The sequence below is a fragment of the Halomonas sp. IOP_31 genome (assembly GCF_021151495.1).
GTDB classification, from domain to species: Bacteria; Pseudomonadota; Gammaproteobacteria; order Pseudomonadales; family Halomonadaceae; genus Modicisalibacter; species Modicisalibacter zincidurans.
The window spans coordinates 144,601-169,745 of record NZ_JAIRBP010000001.1 but is presented as its reverse complement, the minus strand read 5'-3'; the positions used below and the strand labels follow the sequence as shown (position 1 = coordinate 169,745).

Sequence of the window (25,145 nt, the reverse complement as noted above, 5' to 3'; positions counted from 1 at the left end):
CCGCTCGACGGCTAGCATTCTTTATCAACGCCATAGAGAGGGTCAATGGCAAGGAGGCCTCCCGGCAAGCCGACACGGCTGTTATCATCGCCGCCAATAAGTAGACAGGAGAGGAAGCAAGTGGCTGAGTACGATTACGATCTGTTCGTCATCGGCGCCGGCTCGGGGGGCGTGCGTGCCGCACGTACCGCCGCCGCGACCGGGGCCCGAGTTGCCATCGCCGAGGACCGCTATCTCGGGGGCACCTGCGTCAACGTGGGTTGCGTACCCAAGAAACTCTATTCCTACGCTGCGCACTTCCATGAAGCCTTCGATGACAGCGCCGGCTTCGGTTGGCAATTGCCCGAAGCGCCGCGCTTCGACTGGGCCACCCTGCGCGACAACAAGATCGCCGAGATCAAGCGTCTCAACGGTATCTACAACCGGCTGCTCGATAACGCGGGGGTGACCCTGATCAACGCCCGCGCCAAGGTCGTCGATGACCATCGCGTCGAGGTCAATGGCGAGATGCTGAGTGCCGAGAAGATCCTGGTGGCGGTCGGCGGCTGGCCGTGGATTCCGGATTTTCCCGGCAACGAGCATGTGATCGATTCCAATCGGGTATTCGATCTCGCCGAATTTCCCAGGCGTTTCCTGGTGCTGGGCGGTGGTTATATCGCCGTCGAGTTCGCCAGCATCTTCAACGGCCTGGGCAGCGAATCGCATCTGGTCTACCGCGGCGCACTGTTCCTGCGCGGCTTCGATCATGAAGTCCGTGAGTTCACCCGCGACGAAATGTGCAAGAAAGGCGTCAACCTGCACTTCGAAACGACCATCGAGGCCATCGAAAAACAGGGCGATGTCCTTCAGGTGACGCTGACCAACGGCGAGACCCTCGAAGTCGACGCCGTGCTCGCGGCGACCGGCCGACGCCCGCAGCTGGCCGGGCTGGGGCTGGATCAGCTCGATGTCGCGCTCAACTCCGACGGCACGCTCAAGGTCAACGAGCGCTACGAGACGTCGATTCCCTCGATACTCGCGCTCGGCGACGTCACCGGCGGCCCCGAGCTGACCCCCGTGGCGCTGGCCGAGGCCATGCACATGGTGCAGCACCATTTCACCTCGAATCCACCGGGGCCGCTGGATTATCAGAACATTGCCACCGCGGTGTTCTGCCACCCCAATATCGGCACGGTGGGGCTCAGCGAGGAGGAGGCGCGTGCCGACTTCGGCGAGGTGCGCATCTATACCGCCGATTTCCGGCCGATGAAGCACACCCTCTCGGGCAGCGACGAGCGCTGCCTGATGAAGCTGGTCGTCGACGATACCAGCGACCGTGTCGTCGGCGCGCACATGGTCGGCGAAGAGGCGGGCGAGGTCATCCAGGCCATCGCCATCGCCGTACGCGCGGGGCTGCGCAAGACCGACTTCGACGCCACGATCGGTATACACCCGACCGGCGCCGAAGAGTTCGTCACCATGCGCACGCCCAGCCGACGCTGAAGCGACACTTGACTGCGGCCTTTGGCTACAAGAGCCAACAAGGCTGCCGTGTTCTAAGACGGGCCATCCAAGGGTGGCCCGTGCTTTTTGCGATACGTCAACTGACCGAGAGGCGTTCGAACCCTTCCGGGATCATGCCCGATAAGCATGCCTGATTGGGCTAGACTTGCTGTAGATAATTATTTGACCGATTGATAATCATGCGTTATGGAGTGTATCGAGACTGATAACCCGTTCTTTGATTAATCGCTAAGTGCCTGTTAAAATTCTTCCTAAATTCGCAACGGCGAACCGAACTCATGAACATGACAACCCAGCCTTTCATCCCCTCGGCCGATTTGGCGAAGCCCAGCGTCGCCGATGCCATCGTGGGTCATGATCACAACCCCTTGTTCATTCGCAAGCCCACCACCGACGATGGCTGGGCCATCTACGAGCTCGTCAAGTCTTGCCCGCCGCTCGACGTCAACTCCGCCTATGCCTACCTGCTGTTGGCGACCCAGTTTCGTGACAGCTGTGCCGTCGCCACCGACGAGGAGGGCGAGGTGGTCGGCTTCGTCTCGGGTTACCCCAAGCGCAACGCGCCGGACACGTATTTCCTGTGGCAGGTCGCCGTCGGCGAGAAGGCGCGTGGCACGGGGCTTGCCCGGCGGTTGGTCGAGGCCGTGATGCGCCGCCCGCAAATGGCTCAGGTGCGGCATATGGAAACCACCATCACGCCGGACAACCAGGCGTCGTGGGGCTTGTTCAAGCGCCTCGCCGATCGCTGGCAGGCACCGCTGAACAGCCGCGAGTACTTTTCCACCGACCAGCTCGGTGGCGAGCACGACCCGGAAAATCTGGTGCGCATCGGGCCATTCGATCCCGAGCGCATCTGATCGATTGTGCTGAGATCGGCTCTGTCTCTTTATGACGTCCAGCGTCTGGACGTCACGTCATCACACGTCACTTTTTTCTATTCTCTATCGACCCGGAGGTCGTAATGCACACACAGATTCTCGAACGCATGGAATCCGAAGTCAGAACCTATTCGCGCTCCTTTCCTGTCGTCTTCACCAAGGCGCAGAATGCCCGCCTGACCGACGAGAGCGGCCGAGAGTACATCGACTTTCTGGCCGGCGCGGGCACGCTCAACTACGGGCATAACAATCCGCATATCAAGCAGGCGTTGGTCGATTACCTGGCGTCGGACGGCATCGTTCACGGCCTGGACTTCTGGACCGCCGCCAAGCGCGACTATCTCGAGGCTCTCGAGGAAGTGATTCTCAAGCCCCGCGGGCTCGACTACAAGGTGCATCTGCCCGGGCCGACCGGTACCAACGCCGTCGAGGCGGCAATCCGTCTGGCGCGGGTGGCCAAGGGACGCCACAACATCGTCACCTTCACCAATGGCTTTCATGGCGTGACCATGGGCGCGCTGGCCACTACCGGCAATCGCAAGTTCCGCGAGGCGACCGGCGGCATTCCCACCCAGGGCGCTGCCTTCCTGCCCTATGACGGCTACATGGGCGAGGCGATCGATACGCTGGACTACTTCGAGAAGCTGCTGGGCGACAAGTCCGGCGGTCTCGATACGCCGGCCGGGGTAATCGTCGAGACGGTGCAGGGCGAGGGCGGCATCAACGTGGCCGGCCTCGAATGGCTCAAGCGTCTGGAAGGCATCTGCCGGGCCAATGACATCCTGTTGATCGTCGACGACATCCAGGCAGGCTGCGGGCGTACCGGCAAGTTCTTCAGCTTCGAACACGCCGGCGTCACGCCCGACATCGTCACCAACTCCAAATCGCTGTCCGGCTATGGCTTGCCGTTCGCGCATGTGCTGATGCGTCCCGAGCTCGACAAGTGGAAGCCCGGTCAGTACAACGGCACGTTCCGCGGCTTCAATCTGGCCTTCACGACCGCCGCCGCCGCGATGCGCAAGTACTGGAGCGACGATGTCTTCGAACGTGACGTGCAGCGCAAGAGCCGGATCGTCGAGGAACGCTTCCAGAAGATCGCCGCCTGGCTGGGCGAGCAGGGCATCGAAGCCAGCGAGCGTGGCCGCGGGCTGATGCGCGGTATCGATGTGGGCAGCGGCGAGATCGCCGACAAGATCACCCACAAGGCGTTCGAGAATGGCCTGATCATCGAAACCAGCGGCCAGGATGGCGAAGTGGTCAAGTGCCTGTGCCCGCTGACGATTACCGACGAGGACCTGCTCGAAGGTCTCGATATCCTGGAATCCAGTACCCGCCAGGCCTTCAGCTGATACTCTGGCGTCACCATCGCGCCGCTCGCAGCGAGTCGGCGAATGGTGACTCAGTCACCCGTCGACACCCCGTCGGCTTGTCATACCAAGGAGATCACCATGATCGTTCGCAATCTCGAGGAAGCGCGCCAGACCGACCGGCTGGTTACCGCAGCGAATGGCAACTGGGACAGTACGCGGCTGTCTCTTGCCGACGATGGCGGCAAATGCTCGTTCCACATCACGCGGATCTTCGGCGGTACCGAGACCCATATCCATTACAAGCATCACTTCGAAGCGGTCTATTGCATCGAAGGCAAGGGGGAAGTCGAGACGCTGGCCGACGGCAAGCTCTGGCCGATCGGTCCGGGCGATATCTACATCCTCGACCAGCACGACGATCACATGCTGCGCGCCTCAGAGACGTTGGTGCTGGCCTGTGTGTTCACCCCCGGGCTGACCGGCAACGAAGATCACCGTGACGATGGCTCCTACGCACCCTCCGGAGAGCTCTGAGCCAATCGCCAGCTCGGCAAGAAGCCTTGACCAGGACAGGACGGCTCCGCATCCGGCGGGGCCGTCTTGTCCTGGCATCAAGGAAAGCGGTGCCGGGATCGGGTCGAGTCGGTTGCGCGAGTCATGATGTATGAAGAGCGTGATCCGCGGCCCCAGCAACCAGGCACTTGATTTCGCATAATATATATTATGTTAAAAATCATGGGAATCGCATCTGATCCGCCCGTTCCCATGCTCCTCGCCGTGCGGCAATTTCCCCCTTGCCTGCCAGGCCGCGTCGATTCATTGCGATTTTCAACTACTGGCTTTTGTTGTGCGTTGCTCGCATGATACGCGGTTAGCGTTCATCTTGGCTCCGCTGGCAGATTAAGAGAATTCGGGAAAACCGCGCATGAAAACCGCCACACGCATGATCGTCGTCCTGGTATTGCTGGCCGTGATTCTCGGAGGGATCTTCGGCTGGAAGTTTCTGCAAATGCAGAAAAGGGGCGAACAGATGTCGCAGGCCCAGCCACCGACGCTGGTCGACAGCGCCGCCCTGGACACCGAAGCCTGGCGACCACAGATCAAGTCGGTCGGCTCGCTGCGGGCAATCAATGGCGTGGCGGTTTCCAACGAAGTCGCCGGTGTGGTCAGCGAAATCGCCTTCGAATCCGGCCAGCGCGTCGCGCGTGGCGATATCCTCATCAAGCTCGAGGACAGCGTCGACCAGGCTGCGTTGGCCGCCCTGAAAGCCCAGGCTCGACTCACCAACGATACGTTCCGGCGTTATTCCGATCTGTTGCCGCGCAACGCCATCTCGCAATCGCAATATGACGAAGCCCAGGCCAACTATCAGGCCGCACGGGCCGATGTTGCACAGCAGCAGGCGCAGCTTGACAAGAAGACCATCCGCGCCCCGTTCGATGGCGTGGTCGGGCTGCGTCAGGTCGATCTCGGTGAATACATTGCCGTCGGCACGCCGATCGTCGAGCTGAACATGCTCGATCCGATCTACGTCGACTACAGTGTGGCCGAGAAGCAACTCGACCGGGTCCAGGCCGGTCGCCAGGTCGAGGTTCGCGTGGCGGCCTTCCCCGAGCGGGCTTTCGACGGCGTGATCGAGGCCGTGGCACCGACCGTGGATGAAAGCAGCCGGACGCTGGATGTACGGGCCAAGCTCACCAACTCGGAGCGGCTGCTGCGCCCGGGGATGTTCGCCGACGTCCGCACCCTGGCGCCGGACAGCGTCAGCGTGCCGACGCTGCCGCGTACCGCCCTCGCCTTCAATACTTATGGCGATTACGTCTTCAAGATCGTCGAGAACGACCAGGGCCAGACGATCGCCCAGCGCACCCAGGTCAGCATTGGCCGCCTGCGTGGCGACCAGGTGGAGATTACCCAGGGGCTCGAGCCCGGTGATCGCGTCGTCGCCACCGGCCAGCTGCGCCTGCGCGACGGTCAGCCGATTCAGGTCAAGGATGGCGGCAGCGAGAGCAATGCAGACGCGGCGCGGAACTCGGGCGACGGCGCACCGGCTGCCGATAGCGAGGCGTCGAACGCGGAGGCGCAGGGCTGATGAAGTTCACCGACATCTTCGTCCATCGGCCGGTACTGGCCACCGTGGTGAGCCTGCTGATTCTGCTGATGGGCCTGCGCGCCGCGATGGACATGGAAGTGCGCCAGTACCCGCAACTGGAAAGTACCGTGATCACGGTCTCCACGGCCTACCCCGGAGCCAGTTCCGAACTGGTGCAGGGCTTCGTGACCACCCCGCTGCAACAGGCCATCGCCGAGGCCGACGGCATCGACTACATCAATTCGCAGAGTATTCAGGGCGCCTCGACCATCGAGGTGAACATGACGCTCAACTACGACGCCAATGCCGCGCTGGCCGAGATTCAGGCCAAGGTGGCGAGTCAGCGCAGCGTATTGCCGGAAGCCGCCGAGAGTCCGGTCATCGAGTCCTCGACCGGCGATTCGACGGCATTGATGTATCTGGCGTTCTATTCCGGCGAAATGCCGGTGCCGCAGATCACCGACTATCTGACCCGCGTGGTCCAGCCCAAGCTGCAGGCGCTGCCCGGGGTCGCCAAGGCACGCATCTATGGTCAGGGCTTTGCCATGCGCATCTGGCTCGATCCCCGGCGCATGGCCGCGCTCGACGTTACGCCGCAGGAGGTCGTCGCGGTACTCGAGAGCAACAATTATCAGGCCGGCGTCGGCAAGACGCGCAGCGAGTTCGTGGCCGTCAACCTGACCGCCAACACCGATATCAGCGATCCCGAGCAGTTCGAGGATCTGGTAGTGCGCAACGACGACGGCGACCTGGTGCGGCTGCGCGATATCGCTCGCACCGAGTTGGGGGCGGAAAGTTATGACAGCACCGCCTGGTACAACGGCACGCCGGCGAGTTTCATGGCCATCGAGCAGGCGCCGGGCGCCAATCCGCTGGATGTGGCCCGGGCCGTGCGCGAGACGATGCCGGAGGTCCGCCGCCAGCTGCCCACCGGGCTCGACGTGGTGCTGCCCTACGATGCCTCGGAATTTATCGAGGACTCGATCAACGAAGTAGTCAAGACGTTGCTCGAGGCGCTGGTCATCGTGCTGGTGGTGATCTTCCTCTCGCTGGGTTCGTTCCGCGCCGCGCTGATACCCGCGGTGGCGGTGCCGCTGTCGTTGATCGGCGCCGCGTTCGTGATGCTGCTGATGGGCTTCTCGCTCAACCTGCTGACGCTGCTGTCGATGGTGCTGGCGATCGGCCTGGTGGTCGATGACGCGATCATCATCGTCGAGAACGTCCATCGCCACATCGAGGCCGGCGAGAGCAAATTCGAGGCCGCCCTGAACGGCGCCCGCGAGATGGCCACGCCGATCATCGCCATGACCACCACGCTGGTCGCCGTCTATGCGCCGATCGGCTTCATGGGCGGGCTGGTCGGTTCGCTGTTCACCGAATTCGCCTTCACCCTGGCCGGTGCGGTAGTGATCTCGGGGATCATCGCCCTCACCCTCTCGCCGATGCTGGCCGGCAAGGTGCTCAAGCCCCACGGCAACCCGTCGCGCTTCGAACGTGGCGTCGAAGCCACCTTCAATGGCCTGGCCAACGGCTACCGCTCCATGCTCTCACGGGCACTGGAAACGGTCTCGGTACTGGTGGTGTTCGCCGCGGTGGTACTGGCGTCGATCTATTTCATGTTCATCACCAGTCAGAACGAGCTGGCGCCGACCGAAGACCAGGGCATCATCTTCTTCCAGGGCACGGCGCCGCAGACCGCCACGCTGGACTACCTCAAGCGCTTCGCCAACGACATACAGGCCGAGGCCGAACAGATCGACGGCTACGACGAGACCTTCATGATCCTTGGGGGCACCAGCGCCGATACGGTATTCGGCGGTTTCAAGATGAAGCCCTGGAGCGAGCGTGACATCTCGCAGATGCAGGTCATGCCGAATCTGCAAGCGGCTCTGGGTCGGGTGACCGGGCTGCAGACCGCGGCGTTCGCGCGCCCTTCCCTGCCCGGTTCGAGCGGCGGCTTGCCGATCCAGTTCGTGCTGACCACCGCCAATAGCTTCGAGGAGCTCAACGCCGCCGCCGATGAACTGCTCGGCAAGGCCATGGCCAGCGGCAACTTCGCCTTCCTGCGCAAGTCGATCAACCTCGACCGGCCGGTGACCAGCATCCAGGTCGACCGTGATCGCGTCGCTGACCTGGGGTTGACCATGGCCGACGTCGGTCAGGCGCTGGCCACGCTGCTTGGCGAAGGCTTCGTCAACCGCTTCAGCATGGAAGGCCGCAGCTACAAGGTGATTCCGCAGGTCGACCAAGCCTACCGGCTCGACGCCTCGATGATCGAGAATTACTACATCGCCGCCGACTCGGGCCGCCAAGTGCCGCTGGCCAGCCTGGTCAGCTTCGAACGCGGCGTCGAGCCGTCCAAGCGCACCCAGTTTCAGCAGCTCAACGCGCTGACCCTGGAAGGCGTGCCGCGCCCCGGCGTGGCCCTGGGCGATGCCCTGGCCTGGCTCAACCAGAGCGCGGCAGAAACCCTCACCGCGAACTATTCGGTGGACTACGCCGGGGCCTCGCGGCAGCTGATGAGTCAGGGCAGCGGCCTGGTTCTGACCTTCTTCCTGTCGCTGTTGGTGATCTATCTGGTCCTCGCCGCGCAGTTCGAAAGCTGGCGCGACCCGCTGATCATCCTGGTCTCGGTGCCGATGTCGGTGGCCGGCGCGATGGCCTTCATCACGCTCGGCGTATCGACGGTCAACATCTATACCCAGGTCGGGCTGATCACCTTGATCGGGGTGGTCGCCAAGAACGGCATCCTGATCGTCGAGTTCGCCAACACGCTGCAGCACGAGCGCAGCCTCGACAAGCGCCAGGCGGTCATCGAGGCGGCGACGATTCGCCTGCGGCCGATCATCATGACCTCAGTGGCGCTGATCGTCGCCATGGTGCCGCTGCTGATCGCCACCGGCGCCGGCGCCGTCAGCCGTTTCGACATCGGCCTGACCATCGCCTCCGGCCTGGGTATCGGCACGCTGTTCACACTGTTCGTGCTGCCGGCGTTCTACATCCTGCTGGCCCGCGATCACAACGCGCTCCGCGATGCCGGTCGCGAGGCACAACCCGGCCATTGAGCACGAGCCCCGCGCGAACGGCGCGGGGCCCGCTCGGGCCAGGCGTCCTTACCAATGCGCCTGGCCGCTCATCGCCCAGAGGCGTAGACTCGATCTCCCACGATTAACGATGCGCTGTAGATGCCCGACACTCAGACCCTGACCCAGCAGGCCGAGCGCCAGTGCCACCAGCGAGGCGTACGCTTCACGCCGATTCGCCGACGCGTACTGGAAATGATCTGCGCCTCGCCTGGCGGTCTCAAGGCCTATGATCTGCTCGACAAGCTGGCCGCAGTACACGCCGCGGCACGGCCGCCGACGGTCTACCGCGCGCTCGACTTCCTGATCGAACAGGGCCTGGTGCATCGCATCGAATCGCTCAACGCCTATGTCGCCTGCCCCTGCCCCGAGTACCGTCACGGTTTTCAGTTGTTGATCTGTCGTGACTGCGGCCGGGTCGAGGAGCTGCACCTCGACGAGGTCAGCGCGCAGCTCAGCCAGCGTTCCGCGCGGCTCGGCTTTCGCGTCGATCGCCAGACCATCGAACTATTGGGCACCTGCGATGCCTGTCAGCTGGCACTGGCCGAATCCTGAAAGCATTGGCATGAACCCCGGATGCGCTGCACGCAGAAGCGGCATCCTAAAACATAACGGAATCTCATGAGCGAATTGTTCAAGTCCTTGGAATCCGCCCCGCGTGGCGAGCACCTGGACACCGCGGCACTCCTCGATGCCGTACGCTGGAACGACGCCGGCCTGATCCCGGCGATCGCCCAGCAGCACGACAGCGGCGAAGTATTGATGATGGCCTGGATGAGCCGCCAGGCGCTCGAGGAGACACTGGCCAGCGGGCGGGTCTGCTATTACTCGCGCTCGCGCGCGAAGTTATGGCGCAAGGGGGAGACCTCGGGCCAGGTGCAGACTCTCGTCAGCGCATGGCTGGATTGCGATGGCGACGCCTTGCTGCTCGGCGTCGATCAGACCGGGCCTGCCTGCCACACCGGTCGGCGCAGCTGCTTCTATATCGCCCTGGGTGCGCAAGACGGCGAGATCGACGCCGAGCCGTTGGTGGATCCGGCCACGCTTTATCGGCCTGACGGCAAGCGCTAAGCACATGGCTCGCCTGCTGCGAAACATCTCGACCGCGCTGCTGCTGGTAGTGCTGCGTGGCTATCAATATCTGATCAGCCCCTTGCTCGGCCCGCGCTGTCGTTTCTGGCCGAGCTGCTCGAACTATGCGATCGAGGCGCTGCGCCTGCATGGTCCGGCCCGGGGCGGCTGGCTGGCACTCAAGCGCATCGCCAAATGCCACCCCTGGCATGCCGGGGGCATCGATCCGGTGCCGGAGTGCCCGGACTGCCGCCAGCCGGTGCCCGACGAGACCGCCTCAGAAGCGAACGACACTCGCTAGACGGCCTTTGCGCCTTTCGATCACGCAATCAGCCCGATACCGCCTGCTGCTCGGCGACCGCGTAGATGTGCTTGAGCATCGCGTGCAGGCCGTTCGAACGGGTCGGCGACAGGTGCTTGTCGAGCCCCAGTTCCTCGAGGAACGTCGGCTGAGTGGCGACGATCTCGCGGGCCGGACGATCGTTGTAGATCCGCATCAATACCGCGATCAGCCCCGACACGATGGCAGCGTCCGAGGTGGCCTCGAAATGCACGCTATCGGCGCGGCTTTCATGGTGAATCCAGACGTTCGACTGGCAGCCCTGGATCTTGGTCTCCGGGGTCTTGAGTTCTTCCGGAAACGCCGGCAGTTGCTTGCCCATGTCGATGATGTACTGGTAACGGTCCATCCAGTTGTCGAACAGACCGAATTCCTCGATCAGCTCGGCCTGGGCTTGTTGAGCGCTCATGATCTCTCCTCGATCGGTCGTAGCGCTGATTATAACGTCTCAGCCCGGGCGGCGTCCGCCATGCTCACTGCTCGCCCAGGCGATGGGCGGCTATCTGCTGCCGCCATTCGTCGGCCTCGGCATGCAGGTAGCGGGCGGTGGTATCGCGTCGCGAGTGACGCGCGGTCTTGGCCAGATAGCGCAGTTCCACGCCGGCCTGCGCCTGATGGGTCAGCGCGGTATGCCTCCCCCCCCTGCGAGGCGAACATCCCCTGCAGAATGACCAGGCTCTGCCGGCGACTGGCCGCCGACAACGGCCGGCGAAACGGGCGCCACTGGAGATGGCTGCGTGGGCGAGGCGGTCCTATCCAGCGCTCGGGCGGCTGCGGGTGGCGATCCCGCTATCGCCCTGCCCCGGCGATCCATGAAGTTATCAGCACGCAAGATAGTGTATTATCCATATTACGTAATATGTATCAAATGGATGATGCTGCAAACACGCGGCATTGGGTTAAAATCGATCGGCCAAGCAAGCGGGTCGCATGAACCAGGCGCATATGACACAGTGAGGAGACCGTCATGGCACGCAGTGGAGTGCAGTTCGAGGATGTCCAGCGAGCGATCGATGTGCTGCTCAAGCGCGGCGAAGCGCCGGGGATCCAGAAGATTCGCGATGTACTGGGCACCGGGAGCTTCACTACCATCAGCGAGCACTTTCGCGAATGGCGGGAGCAACGCGACGCCAACCGCGACCAGCCCACCTGGCAGGACATTCCCGAGCCCGTCGAGGCGCTCGTTCACTCATTGTGGGAACAGGCGCAGAAGCACGCCGGCGACGGCTTGAGTCACTATCGCGAAGAAGCTGACCGACTGGTCGAGGCGGCGCGGGAGCAGGCCCAGCGTTCGCGTCGCGAAGCCGAGGATGCCCTTCAACGCGAAGCGGCGATCAACGAACATTGGCTTCAAGCGCAGACGCGGCTGCAGGAGCACAGCGCGCTGATCGCACGTCTCGAGGCGGCACAACAGGCCGCCGAGCAGCGCGAGAACGAGCTGAACCAGCGGCTGGCGGCGGCCGAGCGTCAGGCGGGCGAGGCGCGGCAATCGTTACGCGACGAGCAGGCCCAGCACCAGACGGCCTTGAAGGCGCGCGACGAGCATTGGAGCGAGCAGCTCAAGCAGGAAGAACAGCGTCACGAGGCGGCCGAAGCGCGACTGATGGCCCTGCTCGACGAGGCGCGTCAGGAAAGGCAGCGCAGCGAAAAGAATCAGCAGCAGCGTATCGACGCACTCGAAAAACGCCTCGCCGAAGCCGACCAGGACAGACAAGCCACCCGGCGCGCGCTGAGCGAAGAGCAGGCCAGCCATCGCGAGACACAGTGGTCGCTGAACAAGGCCAAGGATGCGCTCAGTGAAAGCGAGCGCCGGGTGCGACAATACGCCGACGATCGGGCCGAAAACGACAAGGTCGTGGCGCAGCTCCGCGAACGCCTGCAGGATGCCGAAGCGCGCCTCGCCCGGGTCAACCTGCCGCCCTTCGTCTATTGATGGGTTGCTCGCACAGCCATGACCGGACGCAAAAGAGCCGCCCCGTTGCCCGGGCGGCTCTTTTCAGGTTCTTCGCGGATCAGCGTGAAACGTCAAGACCCCGCTATTGGGAATAAACTCCCTGCCAGGCAAACCAGCCTGGATGGCCCACTGGAGCATGGGGACTCCTGAGGGAGGGAACTTGTTCCCGATTGGCGCCGCAGGCGCCCGGCATGGCCGGGGAGATACAGTGCCCGCCGCCATCGCGAATAAATTCGCTCCCACAAGGACAAACTAACTGGCAGGGGGCTGTGGGAGGGAGCTTGTTCGCGATGATCTGTGCCGCATTTCCCGGTAAAATGCGATGAACCTCTTTTTACTGATTACTTCTGTTGGCTACGCTACCTGGCGACTGATCCCCGTGGGACGCGGCGATCACGATCAATAGTACGCGTTGGTGGTATCGGTATGATCGGTGACGTCGCGGATCCCGGCGAGTTCGGGGATGCGCTCGACCAGGGTCTTCTCGACGCCCTCCTTGAGGGTCAGGTCGACCGCCGCGCAGCCCTGGCAACCGCCGCCGAACTGCAGGATGGCCATGTTTTCCTCGGTCAGCTGGATCAGCTTGACTTCACCGCCATGGGAAGCCAGTCCGGGGTTGATCTCGCTATAGAGGATATAGTTGATGCGGTCCTCCATCGGGCTGTCGGCGTTGACCTTGGGCATCTTGGCGTTGGGCGCCTTGATGGTCAGTTGCCCGCCCATACGGTCGGCATTGAAGTCGACCACCGCCTCCTCGAGAAACGGCACGCTGTGCGTGTCGAGGAAGACCGTGATCTTGTCCAGCGCCAGGCGCTCGTCGCTGGGCTCTTCCTCGCCGGGACGGCAGTAGGCCAGGCAGGTCTCGGCATACGGCGTGCCCGGCTGGGTGATGAAGATGCGCACCGCGATCCCCTCGACGTTCTGCTTGGCGAGCAGCTCGGCAAGGTAATCCTGGGCGCTATCGGTGATCTGGATGTTCTCGCTCATGAATCTCGCCCCATCAAGACAATACGGTGATTTGCCCTAATGGTATGCAAAAACGCCGGGCGGCACAATCCTGACTGAAATACTCGGACTTATGAGCCCCGCGAGGTCGCTCTAGGCTAGCAACGGGCGGGAGTGCCCCGATCGGGCGCGTTTCTGGTAGCATGGTCGGCCATCGAAAGGCCCGCGCCCAGGCATTTCGAGCCGCCATCGGCAGGCCGCCGGGCAACGACAACCGAGAACGATCGCTGGAGACAGATGCCGACCATGGCTACCGCGCCCCCTTCCCCATCGCTTTCTACCGCGCTGCCCGCCAGCCCCCCCGAGGCATTCGCCAGGACCCTCGGGCAGCGCATCATGCTGCTCGACGGCGGCATGGGCACCATGCTGCAGAACGCTCAGCTAAGCGAGGCGGAGTTCCGCGGCAAGCGTTTCAGCGACTGGGCGACGCAACTGCAGGGCAACAACGATCTGCTGGCGCTGACCCAGCCGGCGCTGGTCGAGCGCATCCATCGCGACTACCTCGAAGCCGGCGCCGACATCGTCGAGACCAACACCTTCAACAGCACGCGACTCTCGCAGGCCGACTACGGCATGCAGGCGCTGGTGGTCGAGCTCAATCGCGAGGCCGCGCGGCTGGCACGGCGGGTCTGCGATGCGGTCGGCGAGGAGACCGGCGTGCCGCGCTACGTCGCCGGGGTTCTCGGGCCGACCAGCCGCACGGCGTCGCTGTCGCCGGACGTCAACGACCCGGCCAAGCGCAACGTCACCTTCGACGAGCTGCGCGAGAACTATCATGAAGCCGCGCAGGCGCTGATCGAGGGCGGCGCCGATCTGATCATGATCGAGACGATCTTCGACACGCTGAACGCCAAGGCGGCGATCTACGCTCTCGAGGAGCTGTTCGACGCTCGCGGCCAGCGCCTGCCGGTGATGATCTCGGGGACCATTACCGACGCTTCGGGGCGCACCCTCTCGGGGCAGACCACCGAGGCGTTCTGGAACTCGATTCGCCACGCCTCGCCGCTCTCGGTGGGCCTGAACTGCGCGCTGGGTGCCGCGGAACTGCGTCCCTACCTGGAAGAGCTGTCGAGCAAGGCCGATGCGCTGGTCTCGGCCCACCCCAACGCCGGGCTGCCCAACGCGTTCGGCGAGTACGATCAGAGCCCCGAGGAGATGGCGGCGATCGTCCGCGAATTCGCCGAAAGCGGCCTGGTCAACGTCATCGGCGGTTGCTGCGGCACCACCCCCGAGCACATCGCCGCGATTCACGCCGCCGTCGCCGGAATCGCGCCGCGTCAGGTCCCCGAGCGACCCCGGGCGTGCCGGCTGTCCGGTCTCGAGCCGTTCAACATCGAAGCCGACTCGCTGTTCGTCAACGTCGGCGAGCGCACCAACGTCACCGGCTCGGCGCGTTTCAAGCGACTGATCAAGGAGGAGGATTTCAATACCGCGCTGGAAGTGGCCCTCGAGCAGGTCGAGAACGGCGCCCAGTTGATCGATATCAACATGGACGAGGGCATGCTCGACTCCCAGGAGGCGATGGTGCATTTCCTCAAGCTGGTCGCCTCCGAGCCGGATATCTCGCGGGTGCCGATCATGGTCGACTCCTCCAAGTGGGCGATCATCGAGGCCGGGCTCAAGTGCATCCAGGGCAAGGCGGTGGTCAACTCGATCTCGCTCAAGGAGGGCGAAGCCGCCTTCCGCGAGCAGGCGCTGGCCTGCCGGCGCTTCGGCGCCGCCATCGTGGTGATGGCCTTCGACGAACAGGGCCAGGCGGATACCTTTGCTCGCAAGACCGAGATCTGTCAGCGCGCCTATCGACTGCTGGTCGACGAGATCGGCTTTCCCGCCGAGGACATCATCTTCGACCCCAACATCTTCGCCATCGCCACCGGCATCGAGGAGCACAACAACTACGCCGTCGATTTCATCGAGGCGGCCCAGTGGATCACTGACCACCTGCCCCATGCGATGGTCTCGGGTGGCGTCTCCAACGTGTCGTTCTCGTTTCGCGGCAACAACGCGGTGCGCGAGGCGATCCACTCGGTGTTCCTCTACCATGCCATCAAGGCCGGGCTGACCATGGGCATCGTCAACGCCGGCCAACTGGCGGTCTACGACGACCTGCCCGCCGAGTTGCGCGAGGCGGTCGAGGATGTGGTTCAAAATCGCCGCGACGACGCCACCGAGCGGCTGCTCGAACTGGCCGAACGCTACAAGGACGAGGCCGCCGGCGGTGCCAGGAAGGAAGACCTCGAGTGGCGCGGCTGGGCGGTCGAGAAACGCATCGAGCATGCCCTGGTCAAGGGCATCACCGCGCATATCGAGGAAGACACCGAACTTGCCCGGCAGCGTGTCGAGCGCCCCATCGAGGTGATCGAAGGGCCGCTGATGGACGGCATGAACGTGGTCGGCGACCTGTTCGGCGAGGGCAAGATGTTCCTGCCCCAGGTGGTCAAGTCGGCACGCGTGATGAAGCAGGCGGTCGCCTACCTGCTGCCGTTCATCGAGGCGGAGAAGACCACCGATACCCAGGCCAAGGGCAGGATCGTCATGGCCACGGTCAAGGGCGACGTCCACGACATCGGCAAGAACATCGTCGGCGTGGTCCTGCAGTGCAACAACTACGAAGTGATCGATCTCGGCGTGATGGTGCCGGCCGAGAAGATCCTGCAGACCGCCCGCGAGGAAAACGCCGACATCATCGGCCTGTCGGGGCTGATTACCCCGTCGCTGGACGAGATGGTGCATGTCGCCAGGGAGATGCAGCGCCAGGGCTTCGATCTTCCGCTACTGATCGGCGGTGCGACTACCTCCAAGGCGCACACCGCGGTCAAGATCGACCCGCAGTACGAGCATCCGGTGATCTACGTTACCGATGCCTCGCGGGCGGTGGGCGTGGCCAGCCGGTTGCTCTCGCGCGACAGCAAGCCGGACTACGTCCAGGCCATCCGCGACGAGTACGTCCAGGTTCGCGAACGCAATGCCAAGCGGCGTCCCAAGGCCGCCGATCTTTCTTATGCCCAGGCCCGCAAGCGCCGCTTCGTGCCGGACTGGCCGGCCTATACCCCGCCGGAGCCGAGCTTCATCGGTCTAAAGACTTTCGAGGACTATCCGCTCGACGAACTGATCGAGCGCATCGACTGGACGCCGTTCTTCATGAGCTGGCAGCTGGCCGGCAAGTACCCCAGGATCCTCGACGACGAGGTGGTCGGCGAAGCCGCGCGCAACCTGTTCGACGACGCCCAGGCGATGCTCGCCAAGCTGGTCGACGAGAAACACATCACCGCCCGCGGGGTGATCGGCCTGTGGCCCGCCAACAGCGTCGACGACGACGTCATCGAAGTCTACGCCGACGAATCCCGCGAGACGGTCGTCGAGCGCCTGCACCACATTCGCCAGCAGACCACCCGCAATCGCGACGGCATCTGCTACAGCCTCGCCGACTTCATCGCCCCGCGTTATGACGTGAACGGCGAGCCGAGCGGCAAGCCCGACTGGATCGGCGGTTTTGCCGTGACCACCGGACATGGCGTCGACGAACTGGCCAAGCGTTACGAGCGGGCCGGCGACGACTACAACGCGATCATGGTCCAGGCCCTGACCGACCGGCTCGCCGAGGCCTTCGCCGAGCGCATGCACGAGCGGGTGCGCAAGGAATACTGGGGCTACGTGCCCGACGAGGCGCTCGACAACGACGCGCTGATCGCCGAGAACTATCAGGGCATCCGGCCCGCGCCGGGCTATCCGGCCTGCCCCGACCATACCGAGAAGGCCACGCTGTTCCGGTTGCTCGAGGCAGAAGCCAGAACGGGGCTCGAGCTGACCGAGAACTTTGCGATGTGGCCGGCGGCGGCGGTGGCCGGCTGGTATTTCGCGCATCCCGAGTCGAAGTACTTCGCCACCGGCAAGATCACCCGCGACCAGGTCGAGGCGCTGGCCGACCGCAAGGGCATGTCATCGAGCGAACTGGAACGCTGGCTGTCGCCGGTGCTCAGCTACGATCGCGACTGAGATGTGGCTGGATGTACCCACAAGTAGTGCGTTTTAATAACATATAGTCCAACAAAATATGACTATTTATTCTTTCATCGAATAAAAGAAACGGAGTATGGTCTCTGCCATAAGGCACAGATCCCATTTCGCCCTGACCAGCAGGACACCCCGGTATGTATCGGTACGACACCTACGATCAGACGCTCGTCGACGAGCGCGTTGCCCAGTTTCGCGATCAGATGGACCGCTATCTGGCCGGTCGCCTGAGCGAAAGCGAATTTCTCCCGCTGCGGCTCCAGAATGGCCTGTACATCCAGCGTCATGCGCCGATGCTGCGCATCGCGATTCCCTACGGCATGCTTTCGAGCCATCAGCTGAGAACGCTGGCCGGCATCACCCGACGCTATGATCGAGGCTACGGTCACTTCACCACCCGCCAGAACCTGCAGTTGCATTGGCCGAAGCTCGAGGACGTGCCGCAGATCCTCGCCGAGCTGGCCGAGGTGCAGATGCACGCCATCCAGACCAGCGGCAACTGCATTCGCAACACCACCAGCGATCAGTTCGCGGGCATCGCCAGCGACGAGATCGAGGATCCGCGGCCTTGGTGCGAACTGATCCGCCAGTGGTCGACGCTGCACCCGGAATTCGCCTACCTACCGCGCAAGTTCAAGATCGCCGTCACCGGCGCCGACCATGACCGGGCGGCCATCCAGGTCCATGACATCGGTCTGCGGCTGTGGCGCAACGAGGTGGGCGAGCTGCGGGTACGGGTGCTGGCCGGCGGTGGCCTGGGGCGCACGCCGATGATCGGCGACGTGGTGCGCGAGGACCTGCCCTGGCAGCACCTGCTGACCTACCTGGAAGCCTGCGTGCGCGTCTACAACCAGTTCGGGCGCCGCGACAACAAGTTCAAGGCGCGCATCAAGATCCTGGTCAAGGCCCTGGGAATCGAGGAGTATCGCCGCCGCGTCGAAGAGGAGTGGGCACACATCAAGGATGGCCCCCAGACGCTGAGCGAGGCCGCGGTCGCCTCGGCCCGGGCGCACTTCCCCGAGCCGCCGCGCCGCGTGGTAAGCGAAGCGGCGATCGCCACCTATGAGGCGCTGCGTCGTGACAATCGCGACTTCGCGCGCTTCGTCACCAACAACGTCACCGACCACGTCGATCCGGGCTACAAGGCGGTGACGCTGTCGCTCAAGCGCCGCGAGCACGCCCCGGGCGATGTCACCGCCGATCAGATGGAGGCCATCGCCGCGCTCGCCGATGCCTTCAGCTTCGGCGAGATGCGCGTCACCCACGAGCAGAACGTGGTGCTTTCCGACGTGCCGGTCGACGAGATCGAGGCGCTCTGGCACAAGCTTCGCGATCTGGGCATGGCCAATCCCACGGTGGGCACGCTCAACGACATCATCTGCTGTCCGGGCGGCGACTATTGCTCGCTGGCCAACGCCGTGTCGATCCCCATCGCCCAGGCGATCCAGGAACGCTTCGAGGATCTCGATTTCCTCTACGACCTGGGGCCGCTGGATCTCAACATCTCGGGCTGCATGAACGCCTGCGGTCATCATCACGTCGGCAACATCGGCATCCTCGGCGTCGACAAGAAGGGCGAGGAATACTACCAGGTCTCGCTGGGCGGCAACTCCCGCGACGACGCCTCGCTGGGCAAGATCCTCGGTCCCTCCTTCTATCGCGAGGACGTGCCCGAGGTGATCGACAAGGTGCTGAAGGTCTATGTCGAGCAACGCCATGAGGACGAGCGGTTCCTCGACACCTACCGCCGCATCGGCATCAAGCCGTTCAAGGAGCGCGTCTATGCCTGATACCAGCCTGATCAAGCTCGGCCAGCCGGAGCAGGATACCTGGGCACTGTCGCGGGACGAGGCAAGCCTGCCCGAAACGCGCCCGGCCATCGTGCCGCTCGGCGTATGGCGCGAGCACCGCGGCGACGCCTCGCTGGCGCCCTGGTTGCCCAGCGACACCCAGCTCGACGCGCCGCTCTACGACGCGTTGCGCCAGGCGCCGCTGATCGCCATCGACTTCCCGAGCTTTACCGACGGCCGTGGCTATTCGCTGGCGCGATTGCTGCGCGAACGCTACGGTTATGCGGGCGAGGTTCGCGCCATCGGCGACGTGCTGATCGACCAGCTGTTCTACATGACCCGCTGCGGATTCGATGCCCTGGCGCTGCGTAACGATCAGCACCTCGACGATGCGCTGCATGCACTGGGTGCCTTCAGCGTCAGCTATCAGCCCGCGGTGGACGTCAAGGAAGCGCTCTTCGAGCGGCGTCTGCGCGAAGCGACCTGAAGCCGAGATCGACCGCAACACAAGCGCCGCCCCCCCAGGCGGCGCTGTCGTTAGATGCTTTCCCCTGCCTTGCGATCAGCCGCGACGTTTCTGCTGGCGCTCGCGATTGCGTGCGCGCTCGCGCTCGGACTTGCGCAGCATCACGTAGGTGGCGCCGATCCCGCCGTGTGACGGTACCGCCGAGGCATAGGCCTGGACCTGATCGAATTGCTGCAGCCACTTGGCGACGTACGAGCGCACCACGTTGGCGTGACTGTCCAACGCCCTGCCGCGGCCGTGCACGACGAGCAGACAGCGCAGATCGCCGGCGGTGGCGTCTTCGATGAAGCGAAACAACTCCTGGCGACAATCGCGCAGCGGCCGCTTGATCAGATGCAGCCGCGCTTGCGGGGCATAACCGCCCTGGCGAAGACGATCGAGCACCCCGGTCTGGATACCGTCCCGGCGGTATTCGATCGGATCGATCGACGCCACCAGATCGACGAACTCATCGCTCAGGAAGTTCGCCGCCTGCGCGTCGGCCTCGGCGCTGGCCCGCCTCGCCAGTTGTGCCTCGCTGGGCATTGCGGGCTGGGTGTCCAGGCTGGCCTTGTCGCGGCCCTTGGAAACCGGACGCACCTTGCCGGCCATCAACTGCGTGAAATCGCTGTCTTCGTCGAACTGACGATTCATGGCTACGCCCTCCGGCCGTTCATCGTGGTGCTTAATCATACCAAAGCCGCAGCCGCTGCCTTAAGCGCCACGCTGTCGCAGCCGGAAAAATGCTATGGCATGATCGGCGGCGTTTGCCACAGTTCACAGGACGGACAAATGAAATTGTTCAAGCGCCTGGCCTTGGCGCTGTTGACGATGATTGCCCTGGCGACCGGCTATCTATGGTTCGTGTTCGCCAGTCCCTACGGCTATACGCCACCCGAAAACTTGCCGGCCATCAGCCGTCAGGAACCCCACCGGGTCTTCGTCTATGGCACGCTGCGTTCTGGCGTCGTGCGCTGGCTGGTCTATGGCCGCTGGGGCGACCCGCAGCCGAGCGTCCTGCCGGGTTACGATCGCGAAGGCCTGGATATCGAGAAACAGCCCGGCGCCGAGGTCTCGGGCTTGGTGCTCAGCGTCTCCAGCGAGGAGCTGGCGGCGCTCGATCGCTACGAGCGGCTCGGTGTGCGTTACAGCCGGTATCGCCTGAGGCTGGCCAATGGTCAGCAGGCCTGGGTCTACGCACGCATTCAATCCTGACCCGGCATTGGGGTGACGCCGGGAAGGCGAGTTGTGGCGGGCACTTGGCGCGCTTTACAATGCATGACCCACTCCTTTCCGGTAAGGCTGCGTATGACGCCCCTGACCCTGTCACAACCCGCGCTGCTCGAAGTCGCGCCAGGCACTCAAGTTGAGCGCGGCTGTGACTTTCATGTTCGCCGCTATTTCGACGAGCTCCTGTCCCGCGAAGAGCTCGCTGCGTGATCGGCCGCCCTCCCGAAACCATTCTCGCCCTGATCGATGCGTACTGAGCGCTCGACTGTAGGCAACAAGGAGCTGTCATGAGCGATTCACGTCCCTACGTGCTGGTCCTCTATTATTCCCGCTTCGGGGCTACCCGCAGCCTGGCCGAGCAGCTGGTGGCCGGCATCGAAAGCCAGGCTGGCATCGACGCTCGGCTGCGCACGGTACCGGCGGTTTCCGCGCGCAGCGAAGCGGTCGAGCCGGAGATCCCCGCCGAAGGCGCGATCTACGCGACACTCGATGACCTGCGCAGCTGCGCCGGCCTGGCGATCGGCAGCCCTACGCGCTTCGGCAACATGGCCGCGCCGCTCAAGTACTTCCTCGACGGCACCAGTGAGCTGTGGCTGAACGGCGCACTGGTCGACAAGCCGGCGACCGCTTTCACCTCTACCGCCAGCCTGCATGGCGGCCAGGAAGCGACGCTGCTGACGATGCTGGTTCCCCTGCTGCATCACGGCATGGTGTATGCCGGCGTTCCGTACAGCGAGCCGGGGCTGGTGGCGACGACCTCGGGGGGTACGCCGTACGGGACCAGCCATGTCGCCGGTGCCCGCGGCGAACGCAGCGTCGACGATGCCGAGCGGGAACTGGCCTACGTCCAGGGCAAGCGCATTGCACGCTTGGCGCTGGCCCTGCAATCCACTCAGGGAAGTGCCGGATGAACGGACTCGAACGGCTCGAAGCGCGCCACGGGCTCGAATCGCTGACCCGCAAAGCGCGCCAGGCCGTGCTGGCAAGCTTCGTGTTGCTCATCGCGCTGCTCTTGATCAGTGGCTGGCAACTGCGCAGCAACAACGGAATCGAGTGGCTGCCGGTGCTGGTGCGCGCCCTGCCGCTGGTCCTCTTCCTGCCTTCGATCCTCACCCGCCGCCCGCGCGGCCACGCCTGGCTGGCTTTCGTCAGTCTGCTGTATATCGCCCAGGGGGCACTGCTTACCACGCTACCCAGCCAGGCCTGGTGGGGCTGGCTCGAGGTTCTGGCGGCAATGGCGCTGTTCTTCGCCAGCGCACTGTACGCCCGCTGGCAAAGTCGCCTGCTGCGCCGGTGAAGCCCTCCAGCGCGCTGATCCTGGCGATGCTCGCGACGAGTATCGCGAGCACCCTGGCAGGCTGGCCGATGTGGCCGGCGGCGCTGCTCAGTTGGCTGGCCACCCTGCGGCTGGCCCGGCAGTTGCCGCGGGCTTCGCGTCATCAAGTGCTGTGGCTGGGGGGCGCCGGGGGGCTGATCTGGCTGGTGGCGCTGATGCGCGACACGCCCTACGCGCCGATTCAGGCGCTGACCATCAATCAGGCCCTGCTGATGATGTTCGCCGGAGTCAGCTTCCTGTCGATGGCGACACCCGCCCAGCCTGCGGGCGAACGCCCGCGAAACGGCAGCCTGTGGGGAACCCTGTTCGGCGTTCACCTGTTCGGCGCGGTGATCAATCTCTCGGCGCTATTCCTGTTCGCCGATCGCATGCAGCGTGACGGCACGCTGAGCCGTCGCCAGGCAATGGTGCTGGGCCGGGCGTTTCCGGCCGCCGCCGCCTGGTCGCCCTTCTTCGTCGCCATGGGGGTCGCACTCACCTATGCCCCGGGGCTCGACTTCACGGAACTGCTGCCGTGGGGCGCGGCCAGTGCCGTGCTGCTGCTGGGTCTGGTGGCGCTCGATACTCTGCGCGTCCCGGGCCCGTTCGTCGGCTATCCGCTGAACGCCAGTGCGCTGGTCCTCCCCGGTGTGCTGGCGGTCACGGTAATGGCGATGCACGAGTGGCGTCCGACGATGTCGATCCCGTTGATCATCAGTATCGTTTCGCCCATTGCAGCCTTGCTGCTGGCTCCCCGGCATGAGCGTGATGCACGCCTGAGACAGCAGATCGACCACGGCCTGGCACGCCTGGTGCCCCAGTTCGCGCTGTTCCTGGCCGCTGGGGTGCTGTCCAGCGGGCTGAGCGCGCTGCTCGCCAGTTTTCCCGCCGGGCTTTCACTGCCGTTCGTCAACTACGGCCATTGGCAGGCCTGGCTGAGTTTGGGGGGCATCGTGACGGCGGCCTTCATCGGCATCCACCCGCTGGTCAGCGTGACCACGCTGGCGCCCCTGCTGACGACCCTCGATCCGGATCCGACGCTGCTGGGCATGGTATTCCTGATGGGCTGGGCGCTGGGCACCGGAAGTAGCCCGCTGTCCGGCAGCAATCTCGTGCTGTGCACCCGCTATGGCGTCAATGCCCGCGACATGCTGGGCTGGAACCTGCCTTATGCGGTGCTCGGCTGGCTGGGCTGCGGACTGATCTTTGCGGCCCATGCCCAATGGGGATGATCGTGCTCGAGCCTGTCACTTGGGCGCGTATCTGCGCTGGCCACGCCGGGTCTTTATACCGATCATGAGAGCATGATGAGAGCAAAGTGCCATGCCTCGCGAGCCGACGAGACACCATCAAGCGGGTTTTGCCTCGATCGCCTTGAGTGCGCCCGGATCAGCAGCGATCATGAAGGGAAATACCAGGAGAACGCCATGAACACCGATATCGCCGACGTCAGACGCAACTACAGCGGAGATTACCTCGACGCCAGCAATACCCCTGGCGAGCCATTGGCGCTATTCCAGCAATGGCTGGCGCTGGCGCTCGAGCGCGAGGCCGACGATGCCAATGCCATGACCCTGGCGACCGTCGACAGCCTGGGATTGCCGCATGCGCGTATCGTGCTGCTCAAGGGCATCGACGAACGTGGTTTTGCCTTCTACACCAGCTATCAGAGCCACAAGGGCGCGGAACTCGCCAATGTCCCGCATGCCGCCCTGGTCTTCTGGTGGCCGGCTACCCAGCGCCAGGTGCGTGTCGAAGGGCGGGTGGTCCAGGTCGACGAAAGCGAATCGGACCAGTACTTCCAGCATCGTCCGCGGGCCAGTCAGCTGGGCGCCTGGATATCGCAGCAAGGCGTCGAGATCCCCGACCGGACGTGGATCGAGGAGCGCAAGGACCGCTTTGAACGGCTTTACAACGGGCAGGACGTGGTCCGCCCACCGCACTGGGGAGGCTACCGCGTCGTTCCGGAAATCGTCGAATTCTGGCAGGGCCAGGCCGATCGCCTTCACGATCGGCTGCGCTATCGTCGCCACGACGACAGCTGGAACAAGGTACGTCTGGCGCCCTGAAACCCGATCCTCGGCAAGCCTGAAAAAAGAAGCGCCCGGCCTAGGCCGGGCGCTTACGCATCGATGGATCTAGCCGGATCGCAGGCTTAGCTCTCGCCTTTCCACTCGTTGACGATCTCGGGATTTTCGTCGACCCATTTCTGGGCGTTGGCGTAGGGGTCGCTGCCCTCTTCCTGGTTCATCAGCATGACTTCGCCCATCTGCTCCGGTGTCCACTCGAAGTTGTCGAGGACTTCGTAGACTTCCGGCATGTCCTTCTCGAGGCCCTGGCGGACGATGGTGCGGATCTGCTCGGTATCGCCGTAGACGTTCTTGGGGTCGTCGAGATACTTGAGGTCCCAGCGCGAGAACATCCAGTGCGGCGTCCAGGCCGTGACGACAATGTCTTCTTTATTCTGGATAGCCGACTGCAGCGCAGCGGTCATCGTGGCGCCGCTACCGCTGCGTAGCTTGATGTCGCCCTGAAGGCCATATTCATCGATGACGTCTTCGGTCAGGCCCATCAGGCCGGCGCCGGGATCGATACCGATGATTTCGCCATCGACAAGGTCGGCCTTCTCGCCGAGTTCCGCGATGGAGTCGATGTCGGTATAAGCCGGCACCGCGAGTCCGAGCTTGGTGCCGTCGAGATTGGTTCCCAGATCGACGACCTTGTCCTTGGTCTGTTCGAAGTAATTCTCGTGGGTCGTCGGCAGCCAGGCCGCGACCATGCCATCGGCATCGCCGTAAGCGACCGCCTGCCACATCGCCGCCGCCGACAGCGACGACATCTCGACGTCATAGCCCATATCCTCGAGCACCGCACGAACCACGTTGGTTGACGCAACTTCGGATGACCACTCGACGTAGGCCAGCGTCACCGTGCCCTTGCCTTCCTGCTGAGCCTGGGCAACGCCAGCGACGCCCAGTCCGGCGATCATCATCATTGAACCGAAGCGTACGGCACGTGACATAGCATTGAACGTTTTCATCACTTTCCCCTTCTT

General features: G+C 63.9%; 23 protein-coding genes. 18 read left to right on the top strand and 5 right to left on the bottom strand.

The genetic code is table 11. From position 1 onward, the window contains the following. The first annotated feature begins 120 nt into the window (after positions 1-120). The 9 genes from gorA to yidD all read left to right on the top strand — a co-directional run bounded on the left by gorA (position 121) and on the right by yidD (position 10,238). Positions 121-1,482, top strand: a complete 1,362-nt coding sequence (gene gorA / locus K7I12_RS00955; RefSeq protein WP_031383524.1) for a glutathione-disulfide reductase — start codon at positions 121-123, stop codon at positions 1,480-1,482. A 299-nt stretch (positions 1,483-1,781) separates the two neighbouring features. Next, positions 1,782-2,360, top strand: a complete 579-nt coding sequence (gene ectA, locus K7I12_RS00950; RefSeq protein WP_231662689.1) for a diaminobutyrate acetyltransferase — start codon at positions 1,782-1,784, stop codon at positions 2,358-2,360. Between the two features lie 104 nt (positions 2,361-2,464). Beyond that, positions 2,465-3,730: a diaminobutyrate--2-oxoglutarate transaminase gene (gene ectB / locus K7I12_RS00945; protein ID WP_031383526.1), complete on the top strand. Its 1,266-nt coding sequence runs from the start codon at positions 2,465-2,467 to the stop codon at positions 3,728-3,730. A 99-nt stretch (positions 3,731-3,829) separates the two neighbouring features. Then, the gene (locus K7I12_RS00940; RefSeq protein ID WP_031383527.1) at positions 3,830-4,225 is read left to right on the top strand and encodes an ectoine synthase; all 396 of its coding nucleotides are present in this window, start codon (positions 3,830-3,832) and stop codon (positions 4,223-4,225) included. 391 nt (positions 4,226-4,616) lie between these two features. Continuing rightward, positions 4,617-5,783, top strand: a complete 1,167-nt coding sequence (locus tag K7I12_RS00935) for an efflux RND transporter periplasmic adaptor subunit (protein ID WP_231662687.1) — start codon at positions 4,617-4,619, stop codon at positions 5,781-5,783. Beyond that, entirely contained in the window at positions 5,783-8,848 is a 3,066-nt protein-coding gene (locus tag K7I12_RS00930; RefSeq protein ID WP_231662685.1) for an efflux RND transporter permease subunit, read from the top strand. Before K7I12_RS00935 ends, K7I12_RS00930 begins: the two co-directional genes overlap by 1 nt. Positions 8,849-8,968: 120 nt before the next feature. Continuing rightward, on the top strand, positions 8,969-9,421 hold the full coding sequence (locus K7I12_RS00925) for a transcriptional repressor (protein WP_231662684.1): 453 nt from the start codon (positions 8,969-8,971) through the stop codon (positions 9,419-9,421). Positions 9,422-9,487: 66 nt separating this feature from the next. Then, positions 9,488-9,937: a phosphoribosyl-AMP cyclohydrolase gene (gene hisI / locus K7I12_RS00920; RefSeq protein ID WP_231662682.1), complete on the top strand. Its 450-nt coding sequence runs from the start codon at positions 9,488-9,490 to the stop codon at positions 9,935-9,937. 4 nt (positions 9,938-9,941) lie between these two features. Beyond that, positions 9,942-10,238 (top strand): membrane protein insertion efficiency factor YidD, encoded by a 297-nt coding sequence (gene yidD / locus K7I12_RS00915; protein WP_031383532.1) that lies wholly within the window; start codon positions 9,942-9,944, stop codon positions 10,236-10,238. Between the two features lie 28 nt (positions 10,239-10,266). Here the strand turns inward: yidD and K7I12_RS00910 are convergent, their stop codons facing one another. Both K7I12_RS00910 and K7I12_RS00905 read right to left on the bottom strand, forming a co-directional pair. Then, positions 10,267-10,686 (bottom strand): SufE family protein, encoded by a 420-nt coding sequence (locus K7I12_RS00910; RefSeq protein WP_031383533.1) that lies wholly within the window; start codon positions 10,684-10,686, stop codon positions 10,267-10,269. 64 nt (positions 10,687-10,750) lie between these two features. Then, a complete protein-coding gene (locus K7I12_RS00905) occupies positions 10,751-10,876 on the bottom strand; it encodes a hypothetical protein (RefSeq protein WP_422723635.1) in 126 nt (41 codons plus the stop codon). A gap of 368 nt (positions 10,877-11,244) precedes the next feature. Between K7I12_RS00905 and K7I12_RS00900 the strand changes: the two genes are divergently transcribed. Continuing rightward, entirely contained in the window at positions 11,245-12,210 is a 966-nt protein-coding gene (locus K7I12_RS00900; protein ID WP_231662680.1) for a DNA-binding protein, read from the top strand. Positions 12,211-12,630: 420 nt separating this feature from the next. On the opposite strand, the gene nfuA is transcribed toward K7I12_RS00900, so the two are convergent. After that, positions 12,631-13,218, bottom strand: a complete 588-nt coding sequence (nfuA, locus tag K7I12_RS00895; RefSeq protein ID WP_031383534.1) for a Fe-S biogenesis protein NfuA — start codon at positions 13,216-13,218, stop codon at positions 12,631-12,633. A gap of 264 nt (positions 13,219-13,482) precedes the next feature. Between nfuA and metH the strand changes: the two genes are divergently transcribed. The 3 genes from metH to K7I12_RS00880 all read left to right on the top strand — a co-directional run bounded on the left by metH (position 13,483) and on the right by K7I12_RS00880 (position 19,527). Next, entirely contained in the window at positions 13,483-17,232 is a 3,750-nt protein-coding gene (gene metH, locus K7I12_RS00890) for a methionine synthase (protein ID WP_269438525.1), read from the top strand. Between the two features lie 155 nt (positions 17,233-17,387). Next, positions 17,388-19,040 (top strand): nitrite/sulfite reductase, encoded by a 1,653-nt coding sequence (locus K7I12_RS00885; RefSeq protein WP_231662678.1) that lies wholly within the window; start codon positions 17,388-17,390, stop codon positions 19,038-19,040. After that, positions 19,033-19,527: a DUF934 domain-containing protein gene (locus K7I12_RS00880; protein WP_231662677.1), complete on the top strand. Its 495-nt coding sequence runs from the start codon at positions 19,033-19,035 to the stop codon at positions 19,525-19,527. Before K7I12_RS00885 ends, K7I12_RS00880 begins: the two co-directional genes overlap by 8 nt. A 75-nt stretch (positions 19,528-19,602) precedes the next feature. Here K7I12_RS00880 and smrA read toward each other — a convergent pair whose 3' ends face one another. Then, positions 19,603-20,199 (bottom strand): DNA endonuclease SmrA, encoded by a 597-nt coding sequence (smrA, locus tag K7I12_RS00875; RefSeq protein ID WP_031383538.1) that lies wholly within the window; start codon positions 20,197-20,199, stop codon positions 19,603-19,605. 138 nt (positions 20,200-20,337) lie between these two features. Between smrA and K7I12_RS00870 the strand changes: the two genes are divergently transcribed. From K7I12_RS00870 to pdxH, 5 genes are all read left to right on the top strand, one after another. Further along, positions 20,338-20,760 (top strand): gamma-glutamylcyclotransferase family protein, encoded by a 423-nt coding sequence (locus tag K7I12_RS00870; protein WP_231662676.1) that lies wholly within the window; start codon positions 20,338-20,340, stop codon positions 20,758-20,760. Positions 20,761-21,062: 302 nt separating this feature from the next. Beyond that, positions 21,063-21,686 (top strand): NAD(P)H:quinone oxidoreductase, encoded by a 624-nt coding sequence (gene wrbA, locus K7I12_RS00865; protein ID WP_231662673.1) that lies wholly within the window; start codon positions 21,063-21,065, stop codon positions 21,684-21,686. Then, positions 21,683-22,072 carry a DUF2069 domain-containing protein gene (locus K7I12_RS00860; RefSeq protein ID WP_031383541.1) on the top strand — a complete coding sequence of 130 codons (390 nt, stop codon included), beginning with the start codon at positions 21,683-21,685 and terminating at the stop codon, positions 22,070-22,072. Before wrbA ends, K7I12_RS00860 begins: the two co-directional genes overlap by 4 nt. Continuing rightward, positions 22,069-23,322 (top strand): hypothetical protein, encoded by a 1,254-nt coding sequence (locus K7I12_RS00855; protein ID WP_031383542.1) that lies wholly within the window; start codon positions 22,069-22,071, stop codon positions 23,320-23,322. Before K7I12_RS00860 ends, K7I12_RS00855 begins: the two co-directional genes overlap by 4 nt. Before the next feature lie 195 nt (positions 23,323-23,517). Continuing rightward, complete coding sequence (gene pdxH, locus K7I12_RS00850; RefSeq protein ID WP_031383543.1) at positions 23,518-24,159, top strand: pyridoxamine 5'-phosphate oxidase; 642 nt, start codon at positions 23,518-23,520, stop codon at positions 24,157-24,159. An 86-nt stretch (positions 24,160-24,245) separates the two neighbouring features. Here pdxH and K7I12_RS00845 read toward each other — a convergent pair whose 3' ends face one another. Further along, entirely contained in the window at positions 24,246-25,130 is an 885-nt protein-coding gene (locus tag K7I12_RS00845) for a glycine betaine ABC transporter substrate-binding protein (RefSeq protein ID WP_031383544.1), read from the bottom strand. Positions 25,131-25,145 lie beyond the last annotated feature (15 nt).